The following is a 23,993-nucleotide window of genomic DNA, read 5'->3' on the forward strand; positions in this document are numbered from 1 at the left end:
ATTCACCGCATGAGGAAATCACTACTCGCCCTGCTGCTCCTGGCTTCGGCCGGTATCGCGCACGGGCAAGTGCAACTTCGGGAAGGTTTTCCCCAGCAATACACAGTGGCGACGGGGGACACGCTGTGGGACATTTCCGGCAAATACCTGCGCGAACCATGGAAATGGCCCGAGCTGTGGCAGGCCAACCCGCAGATCGAAAACCCCAACCTGATCTACCCCGGCGACACCCTGTCGCTGGTCTACATCAACGGCCAGCCGCGCCTGACCCTCAATCGCGGCACCTCACGCGGCACCATCAAGCTGTCGCCTCGCATTCGCAGTTCACCGGTGGCTGACGCGATCCCGAGCATCCCGCTGCAGGCCATTAACAGTTTTTTGCTGAGCAACCGCATCGTCGACACGGCGGAAGATTTCAACAAGGCACCCTACGTCGTTGCAGGCGACGCCGAACGAGTGCTCAGCGGCACCGGCGACCGGATCTTCGCCCGCGGCGACTTCGACACGAGCCAGCCGGCCTATGGCATCTTCCGCCAGGGTAAGGTCTACACCGATCCCGAGACCAAGGAGTTTCTGGGCATCAATGCCGATGACATCGGCAGCGGTGAAATCGTTGCCACCGAAGGCGATGTCACGACACTGGCCCTGCGACGGACCACGCAAGAGGTACGCCTGGGCGATCGCCTGTTCAGCGGCGAAGAGCGCTCGATCAATTCGACTTTCATGCCCAGCGCGCCGAAATCGGACATCCAGGGGCTCATCCTCGACGTACCCCGTGGCGTAACGCAGATCGGCGCGATGGACGTGGTGACGCTGAACAAGGGGCGGCGCGACGGGCTGGTTGAGGGCAACGTTCTGGCCGTGATGAAGACCGGCGAAACCGTGCGTGACCGTATCACCGGTGCAGCGGTGAAAATCCCGGACGAACGCGCCGGCCTGCTGATGGTATTCCGCACCTACGACAAACTCAGTTATGGCCTGGTGCTGTACGCCTCGCGATCGCTGGCGATACTCGACAAGGTGCGCAATCCGTAACGTGTCTCACAAGTTACCAACAGAGTTATCCACAGCTTGTTCCCGCTTGAACGGGGCTATAACGATCAAGGATTGATCACATGCCATTGCCTGAATCTGCTTCGGTTCCGCCTGCGGAACTGGAGGCCCGTCTGCGCTTGCATCGCTTGCCGGAACTGGGGCCTAAACGTTTCATGACCCTGATGGAGGCTTTTGGCTCAGCGTCCAAAGCCATCAGCGCACCGGCCAGCGCATGGCGGGCGCTGGGGTTGCCGGCCACGTGCGCCGAGGCCCGACGCGCCCCGCAAATACGCGACGGTGCCGCCCACGCATTGGCCTGGCTAGACGGTCCGGCCCAGCATTTATTGATGTGGGACCAGCCTGACTACCCCGCTTTGCTCGCCCAGATCAGCGACGCGCCCCCGCTGCTGATGGTCGCGGGCGACGCCTCGATCCTGGAAAAACCGCAGCTGGCCATGGTCGGCAGTCGCCGGGCATCCCGCCCGGGCATGGATACGGCGGCGGCGTTTTCTCGAAGCCTGGCCGGCGCCGGTTTTGTCATTACCAGCGGCCTGGCCTTGGGCATCGACGCCGCTGCCCATCAAGCGGCACTGGATGTCGGCGGGCAAACCATCGGCGTGCTGGGCACCGGCCTCGAAAATTTTTATCCACAGCGCAATCGACGGCTGGCGGAGGCAATGATTGCCCAGGGCAGCGCGGTGATATCGGAGTTTCCGCTGGACGCAGCGCCCAACGCCGGCAACTTCCCGCGTCGAAACCGGATCATCAGCGGCTTATCCCTCGGCGTGCTCGTGGTCGAAGCCAGTGTCGCGAGCGGTTCGCTGATCACCGCCCGGCTGGGGGCGGAACAGGGTCGCGAGGTGTATGCCATTCCAGGGTCGATTCATCATCCTGGGGCCAGAGGTTGTCACCAATTGATCCGCGACGGGGCGGCGCTGGTGGAAACTGTCGAGCACATTCTCGAAGCATTGCGCGGTTGGCAGCGGCTGCCGCTGGCCGCCGAGCCTGTGCCCGTGACCCATCCGCTGCTGCGCCTGCTGCATGCCGCACCGCTGAGCAGCGAGGCGTTGGCCGACGCCAGCGGCTGGGGTCTGCCCAAGGTGCTGGCGGCGTTGACCGAGCTGGAAATGGAGGGACGCGCCATTTGTGACAACGGTCGTTGGTTCGCACGCTAGGTTTTATGGGGAAGATCGGTAAACTGCCCACAGCCTTATTTGCGTTGCGGAGAATGTTTCATGGTCAACAGTTGGCGTGTGCAACAAGCCGCGCGAGAAATTCGCGCCGGGGCGGTGATTGCCTATCCAACCGAAGCGGTCTGGGGCCTGGGTTGCGATCCGTGGAACGAGGATGCGGTGGAGCGTCTGTTGGCGATCAAGTCCCGAAGGCCCGACAAGGGCTTGATACTCGTGGCTGACAACATTCGCCAGTTCGACTTTCTGTTCGAAGACTTCCCCGAAACCTGGATGGACCGCATGGCCAGCACCTGGCCGGGGCCCAATACCTGGCTGGTGCCGCACCAGGATCTGTTGCCGGAGTGGATCACCGGCGTGCATGACACCGTTGCGCTGCGGGTCAGCGATCATCCTATCGTCCGTGACTTGTGCTCGTTGATCGGCCCGCTGGTCTCCACGTCGGCCAACCCACAAGGCCGGCCGGCGGCGCGCACGCGCATCCGCGTCGAACAGTATTTCCGCGGCCAGCTCGATCTGGTGCTGGGCGGTAACCTGGGCGGGCGCAAGAACCCGAGCGTGATTCGTGATTTGGCGACGGGCAAGGTGGTGCGCCCGGACTGACTTATTGTCAGCACACAATCAACTGTGGGAGCGAGCCTGCTCGCGAAGGCGTCAGGTCAGCCAGCATCGATGTTGGCTGATACACCGCTTTCGCGAGCAGGCTCGCTCCCACAGGGTTTTGTGTTCACGCAGTATTTATGAACAAAGCAACTGTGGGAGCGAGCTTGCTCGCGATGGCGTCAGGTCAGTCAGCATAGATGTTGACTGATACACCGCTATCGCGAGCAAGCTCGCTCCCACCGGTCTTTTAGCGGCCACTGGATCAGGGCAGGAGGATCGTCGACCCCGTCGTCCGCCGCGCCGACAATTCGGTATGCGCCTTGGCCGCTTCAGCCAGCGGGAATCGCTGATTGATATCCACGCTGAGCTTGCCACTGGCGATCATCCCGAACAGCTCATCGGCCATGCGCTGCAGGTTTTCGGCATTGTTGGCGTAGGTCGCCAGGGTCGGGCGGGTGACGTACAGCGAGCCCTTGGCCGAGAGAATCCCCAGGTTCACGCCGTCCACCGCACCAGAAGCATTGCCGAAGCTCACCACCAGGCCACGCGGCGCCGTGCAATCCAACGACGTCAGCCAAGTGTCTTTGCCAACCCCGTCGTACACCACTGGGACTTTCTTGCCGTCAGTCAATTCCAGCACGCGCTGTACGACGTTTTCCTTGCTGTAGTCGATGACTTCCCAGGCGCCATGGGATCTGGCGATGGCGGCTTTTTCCGCCGAGCTGACAGTGCCGATCAGTTTTACGCCCAAAGCCTTGGCCCATTGGCAGGCCAAGGAGCCCACGCCACCGGCGGCGGCGTGGAACAGAACAGTCTCGCCGCCCTTGAGCTCGTAAGTCTGACGCAGCAGGTATTGCACGGTCAGGCCTTTGAGCATTACCCCGGCAGCCTGTTCGAAGCTGATGGCCTCGGGCAAGTGGACCAGATTGGCCTCGGGCAATACGTGGACATCGCTGTACGCCCCCAGCGGACCACTGCCGTAGGCGACGCGGTCACCGACCTTGAAACGCGTGACGTCCGAACCAACGGCCTCGACCACACCCGCGCCCTCCGCACCGAGCCCCGACGGCAAGGCCGGTGGCGGATAAAGGCCACTGCGGTAATAGGTGTCGATGAAGTTCAGGCCGATGGCCTTGTTGCTCACGCGGACCTGTTGCGGAGCGAGCTCGGCGGGCTGGTAATCCACGAACTCAAGTACGTCTGGGCCGCCGTGGGAACTGAACTGGATGCGTTTGGCCATCTTCACTTTCTCCTTATTGTGTGACTTTTACCAAGCCTGCTATCGGACTCCTAAGCTTGATCCACGTCAACTGTGGTGTGGGCGGATGCGGTGTTATCCTGTGCGCCCATTTTGCCGGCGGCCTTGTACGCCGAGCAGCGTAGCCCTGATCAAGGTGATGTCATGACTACTCGCACCGAGGCCGTGAAAGCCTATCTGCTGGACCTGCAAGACCGCATCTGCGCGGCACTGGAAACCGAGGACGGTGGCACTCGCTTCGTCGAGGACGCCTGGACCCGGCCAGCCGGAGGTGGCGGTCGTACGCGAGTGATCGAAAACGGCACGGTGATCGAAAAGGGCGGCGTCAACTTTTCCCACGTCTTCGGCAGCGGTCTCCCACCGTCAGCCAGTGCCCACCGGCCTGAGCTGGCCGGGCGCGGCTTCGAAGCCCTGGGCGTGTCACTGGTTATCCACCCCCACAACCCCCATGTGCCGACGTCCCACGCCAACGTGCGCTTTTTCATCGCCGAAAAGGAAGGCGAGGAGCCGGTCTGGTGGTTTGGCGGTGGCTTCGACCTGACGCCTTATTACGGCGTGGAAGAAGATTGCGTGCATTGGCACCGCATTGCCCAGCAAGCCTGCGAACCGTTCGGCCCGGATATCTATTCGCGCTACAAGGCCTGGTGCGACAGCTACTTCCACATCAAGCACCGCAACGAGCCCCGGGGCATCGGCGGCCTGTTCTTCGATGACCTGAACGAGTGGGACTTCGACACCAGCTTCGCCTTCATGCGCGCCATTGGCGATGCCTACATCGATGCGTACCTGCCAATCGTGCGACGTCGCAAGGATGACAAGTTCACGGCCAAGCAGCGGGAATTCCAGGAGTTCCGCCGTGGACGCTACGTGGAATTCAACCTGGTCTATGACCGAGGCACGCTGTTTGGCCTGCAATCGGGCGGGCGTACCGAGTCGATCCTGATGTCCCTGCCGCCGCAGGTCCGCTGGAGTTATGACTGGAAAGCCGAACCGGGCAGCGAAGAGGCTCGCCTGACCGAGTACTTCCTGCAGGATCGCGATTGGCTGGCCACGGTCTGAACGGGGATTATCAATGGACCGCTACGTTGTAATGGGTAACCCGATCGGCCACAGCAAGTCGCCAATGATCCATCGCCTGTTTGCCGAGCAGACCGGGCAGGTGCTGGACTACAGCACGTTGCTGGCACCCTTGGAGGATTTTGCCGGTTGCGCCCGGGAATTTTTCCGCGAGGGCCGTGGGGCGAACGTCACCGTGCCGTTCAAGGAAGACGCCTTCCGCCTGGCTGACAGCTTGACCGACCGGGCGCAGCGCGCCGGGGCGGTCAACACCTTGAGCAAACTGGTCGACGGCCGCCTCTTGGGCGACAACACCGACGGTGCGGGGCTGGTGCGGGACCTGACCGTCAACGCCGGTTTCAGCCTCAAGGGCAAGCGCATCCTCTTGCTCGGCGCCGGCGGTGCGGTGCGCGGCGCCTTGGAACCGCTGCTGGCCGAAGCACCGGCGTCGGTGATCATCGCCAATCGGACGGTGGAAAAAGCCGAGTTGCTGGCTGAGCTGTTCGCCGACCTGGGCCCGGTCTCGGCCAGTGGTTTTGATTGGTTGAAGGAGCCGGTAGACCTGGTCATCAACGCCACGTCCGCCAGCCTGACGGGCGATGTACCGCCGATTGCCGCAAGCCTGATCGAGCCGGGCCAGACGTTCTGCTACGACATGATGTACAGCAAGGAGCCGACATCCTTCTGCCGCTGGGCCCGAGAACATGGCGCGGCGGTGGCGATGGACGGCCTGGGCATGCTGGCCGAGCAGGCGGGCGAAGCGTTCTACCTGTGGCGCGGGGTACGCCCGGATACGGCGCCGGTGCTGGCCGAGTTGCGTCGTCAGTTGGCGCTATAAGACTGACAGACCCTCTAGGGCTGCTTTGCAGCCCAGCGGGAGCAAGCTCCCTCGCCACTGAGTATGTCTGCCTTGTGTCCTATTCTTCGAAGTGAATCGGGCACGCCTGCGCTCCTTCCAGTTTCAGCAGTTCCTCCACCACCTGCGGTCTTGCCCCACGCAAGGTCAGGCTACGCCCCTGGCCGCGCAACCGCCGGGCTTCCTGATGGAGCATTTCCACGCCCGAATAATCGATGAAGTTGATCTGCTGGGCGTCGATCACCACCCGTTGCGCCTGCATACGCTGCAAACGCACCTGCAAATAATGACTGGCGCCGAAAAAGATCGAGCCGCCCACCCGCAAGATGTCCGCCTCGCCTTCGCGGCTATGGTATACACGTGGCTGGGAGGTGCGCTTGAGGTAGAAAAACAGCGAGGCGAGTACGCCGGCGTAGATAGCGGTTTGCAATTCCAGCAACAGCGTGGCCAGGCAGGTCAGGCCCATGACCAGGAATTCGGAGCGACTCACCCGGTACAACGCCCGGATGCCGCGATGGTCCACCAGGCCCCAGGCGATCAGCAGGATGCTGCCGGCCATGGCGGGAATCGGAATGTGCGCGATCAATTTCGCGCCGGCAACGGCAAACAGCGCTACCCACAATGCCGAAAACATCCCGGCCAGGGGCGAACAGGCCCCAGCCTCGTAGCTGAGGCCCGAGCGAGTGAAGGAACCGGCTGACAACGATCCTGCGAAAAATCCTCCAACAATATTGGAAAGACCCTGCGCCCTCACCTCCTGATTCGCATCGAGCAACTGCCCGGAGCGGACCGACAGCGACCGGGCAATGGACAGACTGGTCACCAGCCCGAGCATGCCCACCGCCACGGCACCGGGCAGCAGGCGCAAGATCAATTCCAGGTCCAGCGGCAGCGGTGTGAACGGCGGCAGGCGCCCGACAAAGGCGCTAACCAACGCCACATGCCCGAACATCGCCGGCCACACCCAGACCACCAGGCTGCTGATGACCAAAGTTATCAACAGGCTTGGCCAGCGCGGCAGCAAGCGCTTGAGCACAATGCCCAGCGCCAGGGTGCCCAGTCCCAACAACAGCGAAGGCTTATCCACAGCTGCGATGTGGTTGAACAACATAAGCAAGCTTTTCAACGCCGTGGCTTCGTTCGGCAGGTCCAGGCCCAGCAGGTTCGGCAGCTGCCCCAAGGCAATGACCACCGCTGCGCCCAAGGTGAAACCCAGCACCACCGAATGCGAGACAAAATTGACCAGCGCCCCGAACCGCAACAACCCGAGCAGCCATTGGAAAATACCCGCCAAGACCGTCAGCAAGAGGATCAGCGTGATGTAGTCCTGGGTTGCCGGAACGGCCAGGGGACTGACCGTGGCGTACAGGACAATGGAGATCGCCGCCGTAGGACCGCAGATCAAATGCCACGACGAACCCCACAGGCAGGCGATCAGCACCGGCACGATCGCCGCATACAGTCCGTACTCGGGTGGCAATCCGGCAATCAGGGCGTAGGCAATGGACTGCGGCAGCGCGAGAATCGCACCGCTGAGGCCGACAACCAGGTCACGGCCGACACTGGCGCGCGTCTGCCGGGGTAGCCAGCTCAGGAATGGAAACAGCGAATGGCGCGTGGGGATTGCCATGGGGCCTCAAGAATGGGGTTTGGCGCAAGAGTATCAGGTGAACCAACGTGGCGAGGGAGCTTGCTCCCGCTGGACTGCGCAGCAGGCCCGATTCTGCGGCCGCTGCGCGACCGAGCGGGAGCAAGCTCCCTCGCCACAAGAGCCCGGCGCAGCTGTCAGAGCTTGGCCTTCACCGCCGCCAGCGCGTCCTTACCGTCAACGGTCTTCACGCCATCCAGCCATTTATCCAGCACCGTTGGATTAGCCTTGATCCAGGCCTTGGCCGCGTCGGCGTTGCTGACTTTCTTGGTCACCACCTCAGCCATGATGCTGTTTTCCATTTCCTGGGTGAAGCTCAGGTTGGTCAGCAGTTTGCCAACGTTCGGGCAGGCCTGTGCATAACCTTTGCGCGTCAAGGTGTACACGCTGCCGGTGTCGCCGAAATATTTCTCGCCGCCCTTGAGGTAGTGCATCTTCAGCTGCACGTTCATCGGGTGCGGGGTCCAGCCGAGGAAGGTCACGAACTTCTGTTTTTTCACCGCCCGGGAGACTTCCGCCAACATGGCCTGTTCGCTGGACTCCACCAGCTTCCATTCGCCCATGCCGAAATCGTTGGTCTTGATGATTTCTTTCAGGGAAAGGTTGGCCGGGGCACCGGACCCGATGCCGTAGATCTTCTTGTCGAACTTGTCCGCGAATTTGTTCAGGTCGGCAAAGTTATGCACGCCTGCGTCCCAGACATAATCGGGCACCGCCAGGGTGAATTCAGTGCCATCAAGGTTCTTGGCGAGTTGCGTAACATCACCGTTGGCCACGAATTTGTCATAGAAGCCCTGCTGCGCCGGCATCCAGTTACCCAGGAACACATCGACCTGACCATCTTTCAGGCCGCCAAACGTAATCGGCACGGCAAGCGTATCGACCTTGGGCTTGTAACCCATGCCTTCCAGCAGGAAACCGGTGATGGCGTTGGTCGCAGCGATGTCGCTCCAGCCCGGGTCAGCCATTTTGACCGTCTCGCAGCTTTGCTCGGCCCACGCCGAAACACTGCTCAACGCCAACAGCCCGGCGGCCAGTACTGTGGATAACTTTTGCATGTGCTTCCCCTTACGTTATTGGTTTATTGGCAGGGTTGTGGATAACGGGCCTTGCGCTCCAGATCGTCCAGATCGATGTGGTTGCGCATGTACTGCTGGCTGGCGTCCACCAGCGGCTGGTGATCCCAGCTCTTGAGTTTGCCCAGGGTCAGCGCATGGGCGACGAAACGTCGACGTCGCTGGCTGGCGAGTACCTGTTGATGAATCGTCGGAATGTCCCATTTGGCCCGCGCTTCGGCGAGAAAATCAGCAAACAGTGACTGATGTTCGGGCGATTGGCTGAGGTCTTGCTGCTCCTTGGGATCGTTGCGTAGATCGAACAGCAGGCATGGATCATCCTCGCTATAGATGAATTTCCACGGGCCGCGACGGATCATCATCAACGGACTGATCGTGCCTTCAGCCATGTATTCGCCGAAGACCTCATCATGTCCGCCCTGCCCTTGCAGATGCGGCACCAGCGAACGGCCGTCCAGTGGCAGACCTGGCTCCAGCGTACCGCCGGCCAGTTCAACCAGGGTCGGCAGCAGGTCGGCGGTGGACACAGCCGCACCGACACGGCGATTGGCGAACTGCCCCGGGGCACTGATCAACAACGGTACCCGAGCGGCCATTTCGAACCAGTGCATTTTGTACCACAGCCCCTTTTCGCCGAGCATATCCCCATGATCGCCGGAGAAGACGACGATGGTGTCGTCGATCAGCCCGGTGTCCTCCAGGGTTTGCAGCAACTTGCCGACATTGCTGTCGATGTAGCTGCACGCCCCGAAATACGCTCGACGAGCATCGCGGATCTTATCCACAGGCAGCGGCTTATCCCAAAGATCATAGACCTTGAGCAGGCGCTGGGAATGCGGATCGAGTTCAGCCTGCGCCGGGGTTTGCGGCAGTGGGATCTCGTTGTCGTCATACAAATCCCAAAATGCCTTGGGAATCGTGTACGGATCGTGTGGGTGTGTCATCGATACCGTTAGGCAAAACGGCTGGTCGCCGTCCTCGCGGATGTGGTCGAACAAGTATTGCTGGGCCTTGAACACCACCTCTTCATCGAAGTCCAGCTGATTGGTCCGCACGCACGGGCCGGCCTGCAACACCGATGACATGTTGTGATACCAGCTCGGCCGCATATCCGGCTCATCCCAATTCACGGCCCAGCCGTAGTCGGCAGGATAGATGTCACTGGTCAGACGTTCTTCGTAGCCGTGCAGCTGGTCCGGTCCGCAAAAATGCATCTTGCCAGACAACGCCGTGCGGTAGCCGAGGCGGCGCAGGTAGTGGGCATACGTCGGAACGTCCCCTGGGAAATCCGCCGCGTTGTCGTAGGCGCCAATCTTGCTTGGCAACTGGCCGCTCACCAGGGTAAAGCGTGACGGCGCGCACAACGGACTGTTGCAATACGCGGCATCGAACACCACGCCCTGGTCGGCCAGGCGAGACAGGTTCGGCAGCTTGATGGGCGACGGACCATAGATCGGCAACATTGGCGCGGCCATTTGATCGGCCATGATGAAAAGAATGTTCTTGCGCTTCATGTATTCGCGGCATTCCATAGTAGGCAGTTATGCGATAGTGCTGCGATTGAGCATGTAGCCCCTGAGTTTTGGGGTAAAGCCCATGCAAGACAATGACTAGGATAAGCACAGCTTATGTATGAAGCCTTGGGTGACCTCTCCCTGGACCTGTTCCGTGTCTTCGAATCAGCGGCTCGCCAGCAAAGCTTCACCGCGGCCGCGATCGAGCTGGGCACCACGCAGCCGGCCATCAGCCAGCAGATCAAACGGTTGGAAGAACAGCTGGGCACGCGGCTGTTTGACCGCATCTATCGAGGCATCGAGCTGACTGAAGCCGGCACGCTGCTGTTCGAGCAAGTCCAGGCCGGTTTGCAAAGCATCGATGCGGGTCTGAACGCGATCACCGCCCAGCACCAGCACGAAGTGCTGCAAGTGGCGACGGACTTTGCCTTTGCCGCTTATTGGCTGATGCCTCGGCTGCATCGGTTTCACGCCGCCAATCCCCAGGTAGATGTGAGCTTGGTGACCAGCGAGCGCAACCACAACATGCTCCGTACCGATATCGACGTTGCAGTGTTGTTCGGCGATGGTCGCTTCAAACAAGGCGAAAGTCGCTGGCTGTTCAGCGAAGAAGTTTTCCCTGTGTGCAGTCCGCTGCTGCTCGGAGAACGTCCCCTGCCCTTGCCCGCCCAGGCCTTGGCGGAATTCCCGTTGCTGCACCTGCGCGCGGGCAACAGCAGCAACTGGTTCGACTGGAGTGGTGTGTTTCGCGAATTAGGCATCAACTCGCCGCCAGCGCCCGGGCAGTTGCGCTTCGACAATTACACGCTGCTCATCCAGGCGGCGATCGGCGGCCAGGGCGTCGCCATCGGCTGGCGACACCTTGTGGATAACTTGCTGGCCCAAGGATTGTTGTGTCGTCCGATCGCCCAAACGGTGCTGTCCCGGCTGGGTTATTACGTGGTCTTGCCCCAGCGCAAGCGCCGCGGTGTTCTTATCAAGTTGTTCGTGGATTGGTTGATGGAAGAACAGGCCAACAGCGCCGAGTCGCTCACTGGCTTGCCGCTGCCTTCCATCGCCGTTTGATACGCCTACACGGCCGTGACAAAACTGACGTGCTCGCCCACATGCAGGTTCAAGCGCAGCTCATCGGCGATGCCGACGGCCACGCGGTTGAGCCGCTCCAGGGTTTCGGCCAGGCCCGGCTCGAGACTGGTACTGACCTGGCTGAAGTGTTCGATGCCCAAGCCTGGCGCGGCATAAGGCGCGTTGATCAGGGTCCACTGCAGCGTGCTGTTCTTCAGAGCATCAAGCACTTCTTCGGCGGCATGGCGCTGCAAGTCGTCGTCGGCTTGTTCTTCGTCGAGCACCGCGAAGTCACCCACCAAAAACAACCGTGAAATGTTCACCGCTTGCATGCCGGCAATCAACGCATCTACCGCCAGGACTTGCTCCACCGGGCCGGGAATCAATGTGCGCTCCACCTGCTCGCTGTTCATCGGCAATCCCGGTGCGTTCAACAGGCACACGACGGCGCTGACACCGGCGACGCTTTGCTTGACCCGCTCCGGGTCGAACAGATCGCCGGTCTTGGCCCGCAGTCCCGGGCGTGGGGCCAGGGCGGTAAGGTCATCCAGAATGGCGATTACTTCATGCTGTCGTCGCAGCAGTTCAGCCATCAACGCACTGCCGAGGCTGCTCATGGCGCCATAAAGCACCACTTTGATAACCGGGGTTTCCGCGTTTTTCATGGCTGGCGTTCCTTTTTTCCCGCGTGTAAAGGCTCTGACCCGCGGAAAACCAAGAGGGTTCGCCTCTTTATCAAGGATTGACCGATGCAACGGATCAAGGGCTACCACGCCCACGTGTATTTGAATCTTTCAGCCTTCAAAGTGAAACGCTGATCGCTTTTGTGGCGAGGGGATTTATCCCCGCTGGGCGCGGAGCGGCCCTGAAACCTGTCATTGCGAAATTTCAAAAGAATGAGGTCTGCTCTTTTGGGCCTGCTTCGCAGTCCAACGGGAATAAATCCCCTCGCCACAAAGTAACTTCATGCATTGGTCATACGGTCGGCCTGCGAAAGGCTGCTGAAAGCTTGCGCGATTAGGATCGCCTCACCTACCGGCAACAGACCGGTGGCCTACAACGAGCTTGCTGATGCTCGTGCGGCCTTTTTAACAACAACAATGGTGATTCTGATGTCCGCTGCTACCCATCCCGTTGCGCCCACTCCATCCGTCCGCCCCGTGCTTTGCATCCTGCGCTGACCTGACCGGTTCGCCTTTGCCCGCCGCGCCACGCCTGGAGTATTTCCCATGCTGACTTTCCTTGGCTTTGCCATGGTCATCACGTTCATGTTCCTGATCATGACCAAGCGCCTTTCCGCGCTGATCGCCTTGATCATCATCCCGATCCTGTTCGCCCTGTTCGGCGGTTTTGCGCCGAAGATCGGCCCGATGATGCTCGAAGGCATCACCAAGCTCGCCCCTACCGGGGTGATGTTGATGTTTGCGATTCTCTATTTCGCCCTGATGATCGACTCCGGCCTGTTCGACCCGGCCGTGCGCAAGATCCTCAAGCTGGTCAAGGGCGACCCGTTGAAAGTTTCGGTCGGTACCGCCGTTCTGGCGCTCGTCGTTTCCCTTGATGGTGACGGCGCGACCACTTACATGATCTGCGTGGCCGCGATGCTGCCGCTCTACAGCCGCATCGGCATGAGTCCAAGGATCATGGCTGGCCTGATCATCCTCGCCGGCGGCGTGATGAACATGACCCCCTGGGGCGGCCCGACCGCCCGGGCGGCCAGTGCGCTGCATGTGGATCCGTCCGACATCTTCGTGCCGATGATTCCCGCCATGTTGGCCGGCGTCGTGGCGATCCTGGCGATTGCCTACATGTACGGCAAACGCGAGCGTGCGCGCCTGGGTGAATTGCACCTGGCGGGCGACGAAATGGACCACAGCGAAATCAGCGTTTCCCAGTTCCCGGACGCCCGCCGTCCGAAGCTGATCTGGTTCAACGGCGCGCTGACCCTGGTCTTGATGTGCACCCTGATCGCCGGCCTGTTGCCGCTGCCCGTGCTGTTCATGGTGGCGTTCAGTATTGCGATGATCGTCAACTATCCGTGCCTGCAGCAGCAGAAGGATCGCGTCGCGGCCCACGCCGGCAGCGTCCTGGCGGTGGTCGGGCTGATTTTCGCGGCGGGGATCTTCACCGGCATCCTGTCCGGCACCGGCATGGTCGACGCCATGTCCAAGAGCCTGCTGGCGGTCATCCCGGACTTCCTCGGCCCGTACCTGGCGGTCATCACCGCGCTGGTGAGCATGCCGTTCACTTTCTTCATGTCGAACGATGCATTTTATTACGGGGTGTTACCAGTTCTGGCGGAAGCGGCCAGCCATTACGGCATCACTGGCGTCGAAATGGCCCGTGCCTCCATCGTTGGCCAGCCCGTCCACCTGCTGAGCCCGCTGGTTCCGTCGACTTACCTGCTGGTAGCCTTGGCCGGTATCGAATTCGGCGATCACCAGCGCTTCACCTTGAAGTGGGCAGTACTGGTTTGCCTGTGCATAATGTTCGCCGCCTTGCTGATGGGGATTTTTCCGCTGTTCAGCACTCTATAAAAGCAATGCCCGCTGCGTCGCCCCTATCGGTCAACCGAAGGCGCGGCGCGGCCTAACACTCGCTCAAAGGAACTCACATGGAATGGCTGACCAACCCGGAAATATGGGTTGCCTTCTTTACCCTGACCGCCCTGGAAATTGTCCTGGGCATCGATAACATCATCATGATCTCGATCCTGGTCAGCCGCATGCCCAAGCACATGCAGGCGCGCACCCGGATTTTCGGCCTGGCGCTGGCGATGATCACTCGGATCCTGTTGCTGCTGTCGATCACCTGGGTCATGCGCCTGACCGCCGATCTATTCGAAGTGTTCGGCCAGGGCATCTCCGGTCGTGACCTGATCCTGTTCTTCGGTGGCTTGTTCCTGCTGTGGAAAAGCTCCCAGGAGATGTACCACGCGCTGGAAGGCGAGGAAGAAAGCAGCGATGAGCCGTCGGTCAAGGGTGGCAACTTCATCTACACCATCATCCAGATCGCAATCATCGACATCGTGTTCTCCCTGGACTCGGTCATCACCGCCGTGGGCATGGTTTCCCATGTACCGGTCATGGTGGCGGCGATCATCGTTGCCGTCCTGGTGATGATGCTGGCTTCGGGCACCATCAGCACGTTCATCGACAAGCACCCGTCGCTGAAGATGCTGGCGCTGTCGTTCCTGCTGGTGGTCGGTACCGTGCTGATCGCCGAATCGTTCGACGTGCACGTGCCCAAGGGCTACGTCTACTTCGCCATGGCGTTCTCGCTGGCGGTGGAAGCGATCAACATCAAGATGCGCACAGCGATTGCTCGCAAGCGCAAGCAACAGGATCCGGTGAAACTGCGCAAGGATGTCCCGGGTCAGTAAAGATGTAGGGCAGTGAAACGAAGGGGCTCTTGTGAGCCCCTTTTTCATGCCTGCAAAAAACGCTCGAATGCAAAACCTGTTGGAGCGAGCTTGCTCGCGAAAGCGATCGCCTGGAACAAAGATGTTGGATGTGCTGCCGCCGTCGCGAGCAGGCTCGCTCCTACAGGGGGCGGGGTGTTTTCGAGGAAACTGTTTTATGACAGTTTTGTTTCAAACCCATCTTCAGCTGTGCAATGCTGGCGCCCGGACCATTCGGCAACTACAGCTTAAGTACAAGAAGTAAAACGATGTGGCACCGTCAATTTGTCCATCTGGGACGCTAACGGGGGGCTCCTCATGCTGACCCTGCTGAATCTACTTTCCGCCGTGGCCTTGCTGATCTGGGGCACGCATATCGTCCGGACCGGCATCTTGCGGGTCTACGGCTCGAACCTGCGCCATGTCATTGGCCAGAACATGTCCAGGCGCTGGCTGGCGTTCATCGCCGGCATCATGGTCACGGCCATGGTCCAGAGCAGCAATGCCACGGCGATGCTCGTCACTTCCTTCGTCGGCCAGGGCCTGATGGCATTGACCCCTGCCCTGGCGACCATGCTCGGTGCGGACGTCGGCACCGCATTGATGGCCCGGGTGCTGACCCTGGACCTGTCGTGGCTGTCGCCGCTGCTGATCTTCCTTGGAGTGATTTTTTTCCTGTCGCGCAAACAGACCCGCGTCGGCCAGATGGGCCGGGTCTCCATCGGCCTGGGCCTGATCATCCTGGCCCTGCAATTGATTGTCGAAGCCGCCGCGCCGATCACCCAGGCCCAAGGCGTGAAGGTGATTTTCGCCTCGTTGACCGGCGACATCCTGCTCGATGCCTTGGTGGGTGCGCTGTTCGCAATGATTTCCTATTCCAGCCTGGCGGCGGTTTTGCTGACCGCGACCCTCGCCGGCGCTGCGGTGATCAGCTTGCCAGTCGCCATCGGCCTGGTGATCGGTGCCAATATCGGCAGCGGCGTGCTGGCGTTCCTCAGCACCAGCATGCAGAACGCCGCCGGACGCCAGGTGGCGCTGGGCAGCCTGTTGTACAAGCTGATCGGCCTGCTGCTGATCATTCCGGTACTCGACCCGCTGGTGGGCTGGCTGGACGGCCTGGATTTCAGCCCCCAGGAAACCGTCATTGGCTTTCATTTGCTCTATAACACCGTGCGTTGCCTGGTGCTGTTGCCCAGCGTCGGACCGATGGCCAGGCTCTGTGCCTGGCTGCTGCCGGAACGACCGCAAGCCAATGGCAAAGCCACGTCACGGCACCTGGACCCCGCCGCCCTCGCCACACCAAGCCTGGCGCTGGCGAACGCCGCGCGGGAAACCCTGCGCATTGGTGATCTGATCGAAAACATGCTCGAGGCCATGCTCGGCGTCCTGCGAGGCGAGCAAACGGCGATCACTCAACAACTGCGCAGCATGAGCGATGACGTCGAAGCGCTGTGCAGCGCCATCAAGCTCTACATGGCGCAAATGCCTCGTGAAGATCTCAGTGAACAGGACAGTCGCCGCTGGGCGGAAATCATCGAGCTGGCGATCAACCTCAAACTGGCCAGTGACCTCATCGAACGCATGTTGCGCAAGGTCCAGCAGCAGAAGACCTCCCAACGCCGCTCGTTCTCTGACGTGGGCCTGGAAGAGTTGGCGGGGCTGCACAGCCATCTGATCGCTAACCTGCGCCTGGGATTGTCGGTCTTCCTCAGTGCCGATCGGGAAAGTGCTCGCCAATTGCTGCGCGAGAAACGGCGCTTTCGCGCGCAGGAACGACGGATGGCCCACGCCCATGTCAGCCGCTTGCAGCGCAAAGTCGTGCAAAGCCTTGAGACGAGTTCCCTTCACTTGGAACTGATCGCCGACATGCGGCGCTTGAATTCGTTGTTCTGCGGCAGCGCCTATGTGGTGCTGGAAACATCCGAGATCGGCGCCCTGTCCGCCGACGAAATGTCCGACATCACCCATTCGCCTTGAACGACTGGCGTCTCGGCCAGTCAACAAGTGTGTCCCCGGACCATGGATTTACAAGCCGCCAGGAAGCCCGCCATGCGTTGTCTGCTACTCGTCCTGCTTTTGTTCGGTTCCCTACCCGTCGTTGCCCAGGATCGCTTCCAGGTCGAGGGATATACGTTGCCCAACGGCATGCAGTTGTTGCTCAAGCCCGGCACGGAACGTGGACATGTGGCAATTCGGTTGGTGGTCGGCGTGGGCCTCGATGATTTCAGCTGCGCCGACAAGGAACTGCCACACCTGCTCGAACATGTGCTGTTCAGCGGCGTCGACGATACCGGCGAGGGCGGCCTGGAAGAGCGCATGCAGGCGCTGGGTGGCGAATGGAACGCCTTCACCAGCAACGCCGACACGACGTTTGTCATCGAGGCGCCAGCGCGCAATCAACGCAAAGTCCTGGACTTGTTGCTGGCATTGCTGACCCGTACCCGAATTGACGCAAAGAATCTGGAAGCGGCCAAACGGGTGGTAGAGCGCGAGGATGGCGGCCATTACACCCATCTGCAACGCTGGCTCGACCGCCAGGACCTGGGCCACAAAGCCAGCAACCAACTGGCCGTGGAACTGGGCTTGCGTTGTGCGGAACGGGCCGAGGTCGAACGCTTTACCGTCGCCCAACTGGAACAGGTGCGCAAGGCTTGGTACGCGCCCAATAACATGACGTTGATCGTCGTAGGTGACCTCGATCGACTGCTGCCGGCCTATCTGGAACGAGCCTTCGGCGAGCTCGAACCGGTCGAACCCAGCGTCCATGAACCGCTGGCGCAGATCCGCTACAGCGCGGTGACCAAGCGCAACCTGATTCGTGGGCTGGTCGGCGACAGCGCCAAGCTTCACTGGCTGTTCCCGGAGCCGGTGCTGGAGCAACAACATGATGAAACCTTCGACCTGCTCAAGGATTACCTGGATTGGGCGCTCTACCGGCAACTGCGCCTGGCTGACGGCCTGTCCTATGGCCCGTGGGTGGAGCGGGACGTCTTCGGCGGCGTCGGTTTCCTGAGCCTCAACGCCGACCTGGCCCGCGAGGACCTGCCCCAGGCCGAACACGCGCTCGAGACGCTGCGCAACACGTTGTTGAGGGACGGCCTGGACCCCGAGAGTTTCGTGCGGATAAAGCGTGCCGCCATTGCCCATCAGTCCTGGGCCGTCCAAGGCAACAGCGCACTGGCGGACTATTACTGGAGCGCCCTGGGCGACTACGAAGACGGCCGTTTCGCCAACCCAGCCGAGCGCCTGCAGGCAGTCAGCCTGGAACAGGCCAACCTGGCCCTGCGTGAGCTGCTCAAGGACCCAGGCTATTTGCGCATCGAGAAGCCGCTGCTCAGCGATGACGAACTTGTCTGGACACTCGGCGGGTTGGTGGCGGTTCTGCTGGGGCTGGTGGCCTGGCTGATACGGCGCAGGCATCGACGGGACCCGGAATGAATTCACAGTGGTACCCTGTCAGGGATTTTTCCTACGACTTAGCGTGAACCTGCCGAATGCCGAACCTGACTCATTTAATCCAGCGCATTATCGAACTGATGAAGCGCTACCCAGGGGTCATCGCGCTCGGCGGCTTCATTTCCGGGGTCGGCAGTTTCATGCTGGTGGATCGCCAGCAAGGCCTGGCGACCTGGATCGCCATCATGATGCTGGTGAGCTGGCTCTGGCTGATGCTGGAGAACAGCCTGACCCGGTTGTTCACACGGATTTTCAAACGGGAAATTCCCCAGCCGCTGTTGCGTTACGCCACGCAAATGATTCATCAGGAAAGCCTGTTTTTTGTCTTGCCGTTTTTCTTCATCACCACCACCTGGAACAGCAGCCAACTGATCTTCACTGGCCTTCTCGCGGCGGCGGCATTGGTCTCGATCACCGACCCCCTGTATTACAAATGGCTGGCGCCGCGGCGATGGGCTTTCCTGGCGTTGCACACCCTGACGCTGTTCGCGGCGTTGCTGACCGCGCTGCCAGTGATCCTGCACCTGACCACCGACCAGAGCTTCAAGCTGGCACTGGGCATCGCCATGCTGTTGTCATTCCCGAGCCTGGCTTCGATCTTTCCGATCCGTACTGTGCGCAACGCCCTGGCCATCTTGTGCATCACCTTGGGCATTGGCGCCGCCGGTTGGGTGCTGCGCTCCTGGGTACCGCCCGCCACGCTCTGGATGACCGAGGTAGCGATCAGCACCCAAGTGGAAGATCGCACGCCTGGCGCCAGCCTCAAGGAAGTCAGCGCCGCCCAGATTCGCAGCAATGGCCTGTACGCCTACACCGCCATCAATGCGCCGCGAGGCCTGGACGAGCGGATCTATCATGTCTGGCAATTCAACGGCAAAGAAGTGGACCGCATCGCTTTGGACATTCACGGAGGGCGCAAGGAAGGCTATCGCGCCTGGACCCACAAGCAGAATTTCCCAGGCGACCCGACAGGCAAATGGCAAGTGCGGGTGCTGACCGAGAATGGCCAGATGATCGGCGTGCTGCGGTTCAAGGTGACGGAATAAAGGGCTCGTCAGGCCCTATCGCGAGCAGGCTCGCTTGCACAAGTCAGCCAAAGAACCAGTAACAAACCCCGATCGCCGCCACCACACCGGCCAGCTCCGCCAGCAGGGCACACCCCACCGCATGGCGCGCTCGCTGGATGCCCACCGCGCCGAAATAGACCGCCAGCACATAGAAAGTGGTTTCGGTGCTGCCCTGGATCGTCGCCGCCACCAGGGCAGGGAAGCTGTCTACCCCAGAGGTCTTCATGGTTTCGATCAGCATCGCCCGGGCGGCGCTGCCGGAAAACGGCTTGACCATGGCAGTGGGCAACGCATCGACGAAACGCGTGTCCCAGCCAGCCCACTGGGCCAGGTGCCGAATACCGTCCAGGCCGAAATCCAGCGCTCCGGAAGCCCGCAGCACACCGACGGCACACAGCATCGCCACCAGGTACGGCAGCAGGTTCTTGGCAACATCGAACCCTTCCTTGGCGCCTTCAACGAAGGTTTCGTACACCTTGACCTTGCGCAGCGCGCCCACCGCCAGGAACAGGATGATCAAGCCAAACAAAGTCAGGTTCCCGAGGATCGAGGACAGCCCCGCCAGCGCCGTGGCCGAAAGCGTGGCCAGCAGCGCCATGAAGCCGCCCAGCGCCAGCGCGCCCGGGACCAGGTAGGCGAGGACCACCGGATCCCACAGGCGCAGACGCTGCATGAATGCCACGGACAGCAGCCCCATCAGGGTCGAGGCACTGGTGGCGAGCAGGATCGGCAAGAACACCAGGGTCGGGTCCGGCGCGCCTTGCTGGGCGCGGTACATGAAGATGGTCACCGGCAGCAAGGTCAGCGACGATGCATTGAGCACCAGAAACAGAATCTGCGCATTGCTGGCGATGGTCGGGCTGGGATTCAGGTCCTGCAGGGCGCGCATGGCCTTGAGGCCGATGGGCGTGGCGGCATTGTCCAGGCCCAGGCCATTGGCCGCGAAATTGAGGGTGATCAGGCCAATCGCCGGGTGACCGGCTGGGACTTCCGGCATCAAACGAAGAAACAGCGGCCCGAGGGCCTTGGCGAGCCAGTCGACGATGCCGGCTTTTTCAGCGATGCGCAGGAACCCCAGCCAAAGGGTCAGGGTGCCGAACAGCAGGACCATGACTTCCACCGACAGCTTGGCCATGGCAAAGATGCTTTCCACCATGGCGGCGAAGATCCCGGCGTTGCCGCCAATCAGCCACTGCGCCAGTGCGGACACGGCTGCCACGATAAAGAAGCCAAGCCACAGGCCATTGAGCATCGGTTAAGTCCCCCGGAAGATGCGGCGAATGATAGCGGGGCTGGCCGAAACGACAAACCCCGGATTTCTCCGGGGTCTGGTTGGCTTGATGTTGCATGTGCCGCCACCATCGCGAGCAGGCTCGCTCCCACAATGATTGAGTGATCTCTGTGAGAGCGAGCCTGCTCGCGATGGGGCCTTAAGGCATGCCTCAGCGGCTGGAAGTTTCCCCTGCCGGCAACGGCTCCTTGCTGCGCCAGTGCGGCAAAGAATTCCAGTAGCGCTGGCCCTTGGCATCGTCGTACATGCCTTCCCAACGGGAAACGACCAACACGGCCAAGGCGTTGCCGATCACGTTCAGCGCCGTACGGGCCATGTCCATGATGCGGTCGACACCGGCGATGAACGCCAGGCCTTCCAGTGGAATGCCAACGCTGCCCAGTGTGGCCAGCAGCACCACGAAGGACACGCCCGGCACACCAGCGATGCCCTTGGAGGTCACCATCAAGGTCAATACCAGCATCAACTGCTGGCCGATGGACAGGTCGATGCCATAGAGCTGGGCGATGAAGATCGCGGCGATGCTCTGGTACAGCGTCGAACCGTCGAGGTTGAACGAGTAGCCGGTAGGCACTACGAAACTGCAGATAGCCTTTGGCGCCCCATACGCTTCCATCTTTTCGATAACCCGCGGCAACACCGTTTCGGAACTGGCGGTGGAGTAGGCCAGCACCAGCTCATCCTTGAAGATGCGCATCAGCTTGATCACCGAGAAGCCGAACACCCGAGCGATCAGGCCCAGCACCACGAAGGCGAAGAAGGCGATGGCGACATAAACCAGGATCACCAGCTTCGCCAGCGGCAACAGGGAAGCGAAACCGAAGTTGGCCACCGTCACGGCGATCAGGGCGAACACACCGATCGGCGCGTACTTCATGATCATGTGGGTGACTTTGAACATGCTCTCCGACACGCCCTGGAACATCTTCACCAGAGGATCGCGCAGGTCCGATTGCAGGCTGGACAAACCAAGGCCGAACAGGACGGAGAAGAAGATGATCGGCAACATTTCGCCGCGAGCGACGGCCGCGAAAATGTTCGACGGGATCAGGTTGAGGATCGTCTGGACAAACGCATGCTCATGCTGGACCTCGGCCGCCGTGGCCTGGTACTTGGAGATATCCACCGTACCCAGGGTGCTCATGTCGATGCCGTTGCCCGGCTGGAAGAAATTCGCCAGGAGCAGGCCGACGACGATGGCGATGGTGGTCACGATCTCGAAATAGACGATGGTCTTGAAGCCGATCCGCCCGAGTTTCTTGGCGTCGCCTACGCCGGCGATGCCAACGATCAGCGAGGAGATCACGATGGGAATCACGATCATCTTGATCAGACGGATAAAGATATCGCCTGCCGGTTGCAGCACGTTGCTGATCCACCAGGCCTTTTCGGCACTGAAATGGTTGAGCAGCGCGCCGATTGCAATCCCGAGCACCAGACCGATGAGGATTTGCCAGGCGAGGCTTAGTTTTGCCTTCTTCATATCATTACCCTTACTTCAGTTTGACTCGGACAGCCGCATCAACGGACCGCCAGACGGCGGTTCGAACCCATGCCGCTGCCCCGTATAAGGTCACCCTGAGCGCCAAAGGCAGCTCACCAGCAGGCGAAAAAAGGCGCAACTATTGCGATGCAAGGGGGGATCGTCTAATGCCGTAAACGCCTACCCTATGCCGAATCGGCATGAGTTTTACAAAACGAAACGTGCGTCCCAAACAGTTCGAATACGCCATTGGAGCAGGCAAAAGTGCCGTGATGCGGCCATTTCAGCGTAGCCGGGCGTTATTCGGATTGCTTGGAAAGACGATGGATGGAGCGGGTCGAAGCTCCGGTCGGAGACAAGAACCCTGGCACTCATTCTCCGATATACGGTAACGGTTCGAGCTCGTGGGGAACAAACTGGACAATGTGTCGCGGCCGGATGGCGGATATTGGCGCAAGAGCAGCGAGACGCTCTAGCGTGGGGATAAGCTCTACGCAAGTTCGCCAAGCCGTCACGACTTCGCGAACTTGCGTCGCAGCTTTTACCTGACCCGGCCCTTTCGCAGGCACCCCTTGTGCCCGTAGGTCACTCCGACCCTGTGTGGTCAGAACGTCCCAGCCCCCTGGTCATGCTTCGGCCCTCCTCGGGCTTCGCAGAGAGAAAAGCAGCGTTGCTCTTCCCGCTTCAAGAAATCAGTACCAGTTAGGATCTTTCTTGAGCTGTTCCATTAACAGTTCTTGCATACCTTCATCGGGATTGCCAAGAAAACGATAGTCCGCGTGACGGGTCGGCGACTTATCGGCCGGAAGGCCTGCGGGCACCTCCACCAACAGGGCATAAGCTTCGTCTTTATCGAAGCTGAAAGCGACGAACAGGCGTTTGCTCTTGCAAGTGGCCTGAGTCTCGCACAACGGTCCGACCAGATACTTGTCGCCGTCCTCTTCGACCGCGTTCATTTGCTCTGCATCGCCCGTCAGGTTCATCACCCATTCGGGCAGACGTTCTTCCTTCTTGACGACCTGCTGCCAAGTCTCGCGATATTGCGTGTCCGACTGCAGCAATTGGTTGACCCGCATTTGACCGTCGTTGGCAGCCATTGCCATGGCACTGCCGCCCAACAGCAGGGCGGCGGCCAGTCCTTTAAGAGCCACGCTCATGTCAGCCTCGGCCACGACGGCCAAAGAAGAACGATGCGATGAACATCACCAGGAACACGACAAAGAGAATCTTGGCGATGCCCGTGGCGGTGCCTGCGATACCACCGAAGCCCAATACAGCGGCGATGATGGCAATAATCAGGAAGGTAATAGCCCAGCTCAACATGGTGATTCTCCTTACGCTTTTCTATTTAGTAACGAATCTGGCAATGATGGTTCCGGTGCAACGGACGACCGGTTCGAATCAGAACACCCAGCGCTCTTCACGAGGCATTTCCGAGAGAGGCTGCGGCTGGTCAACTTCCATCATCCGCATCGAAGCGGATTCCTGCGCCAGCGTACTGGCGGCACTGAAATGGGTTTGCGGGGCACGGTAGGTGGATACCAGTGGAGCTTCCGGCTTCTGGCTTTCATGCCAGAGCATCAATTGCTGACCCGCCACGAGCGTGACCAGCAACGCGACAAAAGCCCACAGCCCCTGCTGGATATGCAGGCGGGTAATGCGAAATTGGGCGGCAACTTGACGATTCATCCTGAAACTCCTCCCCACCCTAGCGGTGATCTGGTTGAGGCGCCCTCAGCGCCACGTTGACCAGAACATTGCAGCTGGCATGCCAGATTTTTTATGACAATAAAACCCTTTTAAATCAAAGAGTTAGGAAGACAGCAACCATTCGCGGGAGCGCATCCTGCACGATGGGCCTGGCGAGCGTCGTGCGTTATGCACGAATTGAGATAAAGGTCTGCGGCCGATTTCTTTTTTGAATTGCGGGTCGGAAACGGATGTCGGAATGAGCGAGCCGAACCGTTGTCGCCGGCAGCGCTGAAAATTGGCCGA

The 23,993-nt window shown here is 60.6% G+C and carries 21 protein-coding genes; 11 read left to right on the forward strand and 10 right to left on the reverse strand.

Features of this window, described 5'->3' with window-relative positions:
• The first annotated feature begins 9 nt into the window (after positions 1-9).
• The 3 genes from J3P81_RS24490 to J3P81_RS24500 all read left to right on the forward strand — a co-directional run bounded on the left by J3P81_RS24490 (position 10) and on the right by J3P81_RS24500 (position 2,828).
• Positions 10-1,035 carry a LysM peptidoglycan-binding domain-containing protein gene (locus tag J3P81_RS24490; protein WP_434561420.1) on the forward strand — a complete coding sequence of 342 codons (1,026 nt, stop codon included), beginning with the start codon at positions 10-12 and terminating at the stop codon, positions 1,033-1,035.
• Between the two features lie 80 nt (positions 1,036-1,115).
• Positions 1,116-2,210, forward strand: coding sequence for a DNA-processing protein DprA (gene dprA / locus J3P81_RS24495; RefSeq protein WP_434561422.1), 1,095 nt, complete (start codon positions 1,116-1,118; stop codon positions 2,208-2,210).
• A gap of 60 nt (positions 2,211-2,270) precedes the next feature.
• Positions 2,271-2,828, forward strand: coding sequence for an L-threonylcarbamoyladenylate synthase (locus J3P81_RS24500; RefSeq protein WP_434561424.1), 558 nt, complete (start codon positions 2,271-2,273; stop codon positions 2,826-2,828).
• Between the two features lie 262 nt (positions 2,829-3,090).
• Here the strand turns inward: J3P81_RS24500 and J3P81_RS24505 are convergent, their stop codons facing one another.
• Positions 3,091-4,068 carry an NADPH:quinone reductase gene (locus J3P81_RS24505; RefSeq protein ID WP_434561426.1) on the reverse strand — a complete coding sequence of 326 codons (978 nt, stop codon included), beginning with the start codon at positions 4,066-4,068 and terminating at the stop codon, positions 3,091-3,093.
• Positions 4,069-4,230: 162 nt separating this feature from the next.
• On the opposite strand from J3P81_RS24505, the gene hemF reads away from it, so the two are divergent.
• Together hemF and aroE are read left to right on the forward strand one after the other, a co-directional pair.
• Positions 4,231-5,145: an oxygen-dependent coproporphyrinogen oxidase gene (gene hemF, locus J3P81_RS24510; RefSeq protein ID WP_420766000.1), complete on the forward strand. Its 915-nt coding sequence runs from the start codon at positions 4,231-4,233 to the stop codon at positions 5,143-5,145.
• A 13-nt stretch (positions 5,146-5,158) separates the two neighbouring features.
• Positions 5,159-5,980 (forward strand): shikimate dehydrogenase, encoded by an 822-nt coding sequence (aroE, locus tag J3P81_RS24515; RefSeq protein ID WP_434561428.1) that lies wholly within the window; start codon positions 5,159-5,161, stop codon positions 5,978-5,980.
• A 79-nt stretch (positions 5,981-6,059) separates the two neighbouring features.
• Here aroE and J3P81_RS24520 read toward each other — a convergent pair whose 3' ends face one another.
• The 3 genes from J3P81_RS24520 to betC all read right to left on the reverse strand — a co-directional run bounded on the left by J3P81_RS24520 (position 6,060) and on the right by betC (position 10,236).
• Positions 6,060-7,628 carry a SulP family inorganic anion transporter gene (locus tag J3P81_RS24520; RefSeq protein WP_434561430.1) on the reverse strand — a complete coding sequence of 523 codons (1,569 nt, stop codon included), beginning with the start codon at positions 7,626-7,628 and terminating at the stop codon, positions 6,060-6,062.
• 155 nt (positions 7,629-7,783) lie between these two features.
• Positions 7,784-8,704 carry a choline ABC transporter substrate-binding protein gene (gene choX / locus J3P81_RS24525; protein WP_434561432.1) on the reverse strand — a complete coding sequence of 307 codons (921 nt, stop codon included), beginning with the start codon at positions 8,702-8,704 and terminating at the stop codon, positions 7,784-7,786.
• A gap of 23 nt (positions 8,705-8,727) precedes the next feature.
• Positions 8,728-10,236 (reverse strand): choline-sulfatase, encoded by a 1,509-nt coding sequence (betC, locus tag J3P81_RS24530; RefSeq protein WP_434561434.1) that lies wholly within the window; start codon positions 10,234-10,236, stop codon positions 8,728-8,730.
• A gap of 114 nt (positions 10,237-10,350) precedes the next feature.
• Between betC and J3P81_RS24535 the strand changes: the two genes are divergently transcribed.
• Positions 10,351-11,301 carry a choline sulfate utilization transcriptional regulator gene (locus tag J3P81_RS24535; protein ID WP_420766005.1) on the forward strand — a complete coding sequence of 317 codons (951 nt, stop codon included), beginning with the start codon at positions 10,351-10,353 and terminating at the stop codon, positions 11,299-11,301.
• Between the two features lie 5 nt (positions 11,302-11,306).
• On the opposite strand, the gene J3P81_RS24540 is transcribed toward J3P81_RS24535, so the two are convergent.
• Positions 11,307-11,966, reverse strand: a complete 660-nt coding sequence (locus tag J3P81_RS24540) for an NAD(P)-dependent oxidoreductase (protein WP_434561436.1) — start codon at positions 11,964-11,966, stop codon at positions 11,307-11,309.
• Positions 11,967-12,530: 564 nt separating this feature from the next.
• Here J3P81_RS24540 and J3P81_RS24545 point away from each other — a divergent pair.
• The 5 genes from J3P81_RS24545 (at position 12,531) to J3P81_RS24565 (ending at position 19,203) form a co-directional block, all read left to right on the forward strand.
• Positions 12,531-13,838, forward strand: coding sequence for a CitMHS family transporter (locus tag J3P81_RS24545; protein ID WP_039593443.1), 1,308 nt, complete (start codon positions 12,531-12,533; stop codon positions 13,836-13,838).
• Between the two features lie 77 nt (positions 13,839-13,915).
• A complete protein-coding gene (locus J3P81_RS24550) occupies positions 13,916-14,683 on the forward strand; it encodes a TerC family protein (RefSeq protein WP_420766007.1) in 768 nt (255 codons plus the stop codon).
• 336 nt (positions 14,684-15,019) lie between these two features.
• A complete protein-coding gene (locus tag J3P81_RS24555) occupies positions 15,020-16,678 on the forward strand; it encodes a Na/Pi cotransporter family protein (RefSeq protein WP_420766008.1) in 1,659 nt (552 codons plus the stop codon).
• A 72-nt stretch (positions 16,679-16,750) separates the two neighbouring features.
• Entirely contained in the window at positions 16,751-18,139 is a 1,389-nt protein-coding gene (locus J3P81_RS24560) for a M16 family metallopeptidase (protein WP_434561438.1), read from the forward strand.
• A gap of 56 nt (positions 18,140-18,195) precedes the next feature.
• Positions 18,196-19,203 (forward strand): DUF5924 family protein, encoded by a 1,008-nt coding sequence (locus J3P81_RS24565; RefSeq protein ID WP_420766010.1) that lies wholly within the window; start codon positions 18,196-18,198, stop codon positions 19,201-19,203.
• Between the two features lie 43 nt (positions 19,204-19,246).
• On the opposite strand, the gene J3P81_RS24570 is transcribed toward J3P81_RS24565, so the two are convergent.
• The 5 genes from J3P81_RS24570 to J3P81_RS24590 form a co-directional block, all read right to left on the reverse strand.
• Positions 19,247-20,476, reverse strand: coding sequence for a nucleoside recognition domain-containing protein (locus tag J3P81_RS24570; protein ID WP_434561440.1), 1,230 nt, complete (start codon positions 20,474-20,476; stop codon positions 19,247-19,249).
• A 190-nt stretch (positions 20,477-20,666) separates the two neighbouring features.
• Complete coding sequence (gene gltP / locus J3P81_RS24575; RefSeq protein WP_434561442.1) at positions 20,667-21,998, reverse strand: glutamate/aspartate:proton symporter GltP; 1,332 nt, start codon at positions 21,996-21,998, stop codon at positions 20,667-20,669.
• 692 nt (positions 21,999-22,690) lie between these two features.
• Positions 22,691-23,155, reverse strand: coding sequence for an inhibitor of vertebrate lysozyme family protein (locus J3P81_RS24580; protein ID WP_434561444.1), 465 nt, complete (start codon positions 23,153-23,155; stop codon positions 22,691-22,693).
• Position 23,156: 1 nt separating this feature from the next.
• Positions 23,157-23,321, reverse strand: a complete 165-nt coding sequence (locus J3P81_RS24585) for a DUF1328 domain-containing protein (RefSeq protein ID WP_003177151.1) — start codon at positions 23,319-23,321, stop codon at positions 23,157-23,159.
• 78 nt (positions 23,322-23,399) lie between these two features.
• On the reverse strand, positions 23,400-23,687 hold the full coding sequence (locus J3P81_RS24590; RefSeq protein ID WP_434561446.1) for a hypothetical protein: 288 nt from the start codon (positions 23,685-23,687) through the stop codon (positions 23,400-23,402).
• Between the last annotated feature and the right edge of the window lie 306 nt (positions 23,688-23,993).

Origin of the sequence: Pseudomonas sp. R1-6, from assembly GCF_051132115.1 — a bacterium.
Classification (GTDB): Bacteria; Pseudomonadota; Gammaproteobacteria; order Pseudomonadales; family Pseudomonadaceae; genus Aquipseudomonas.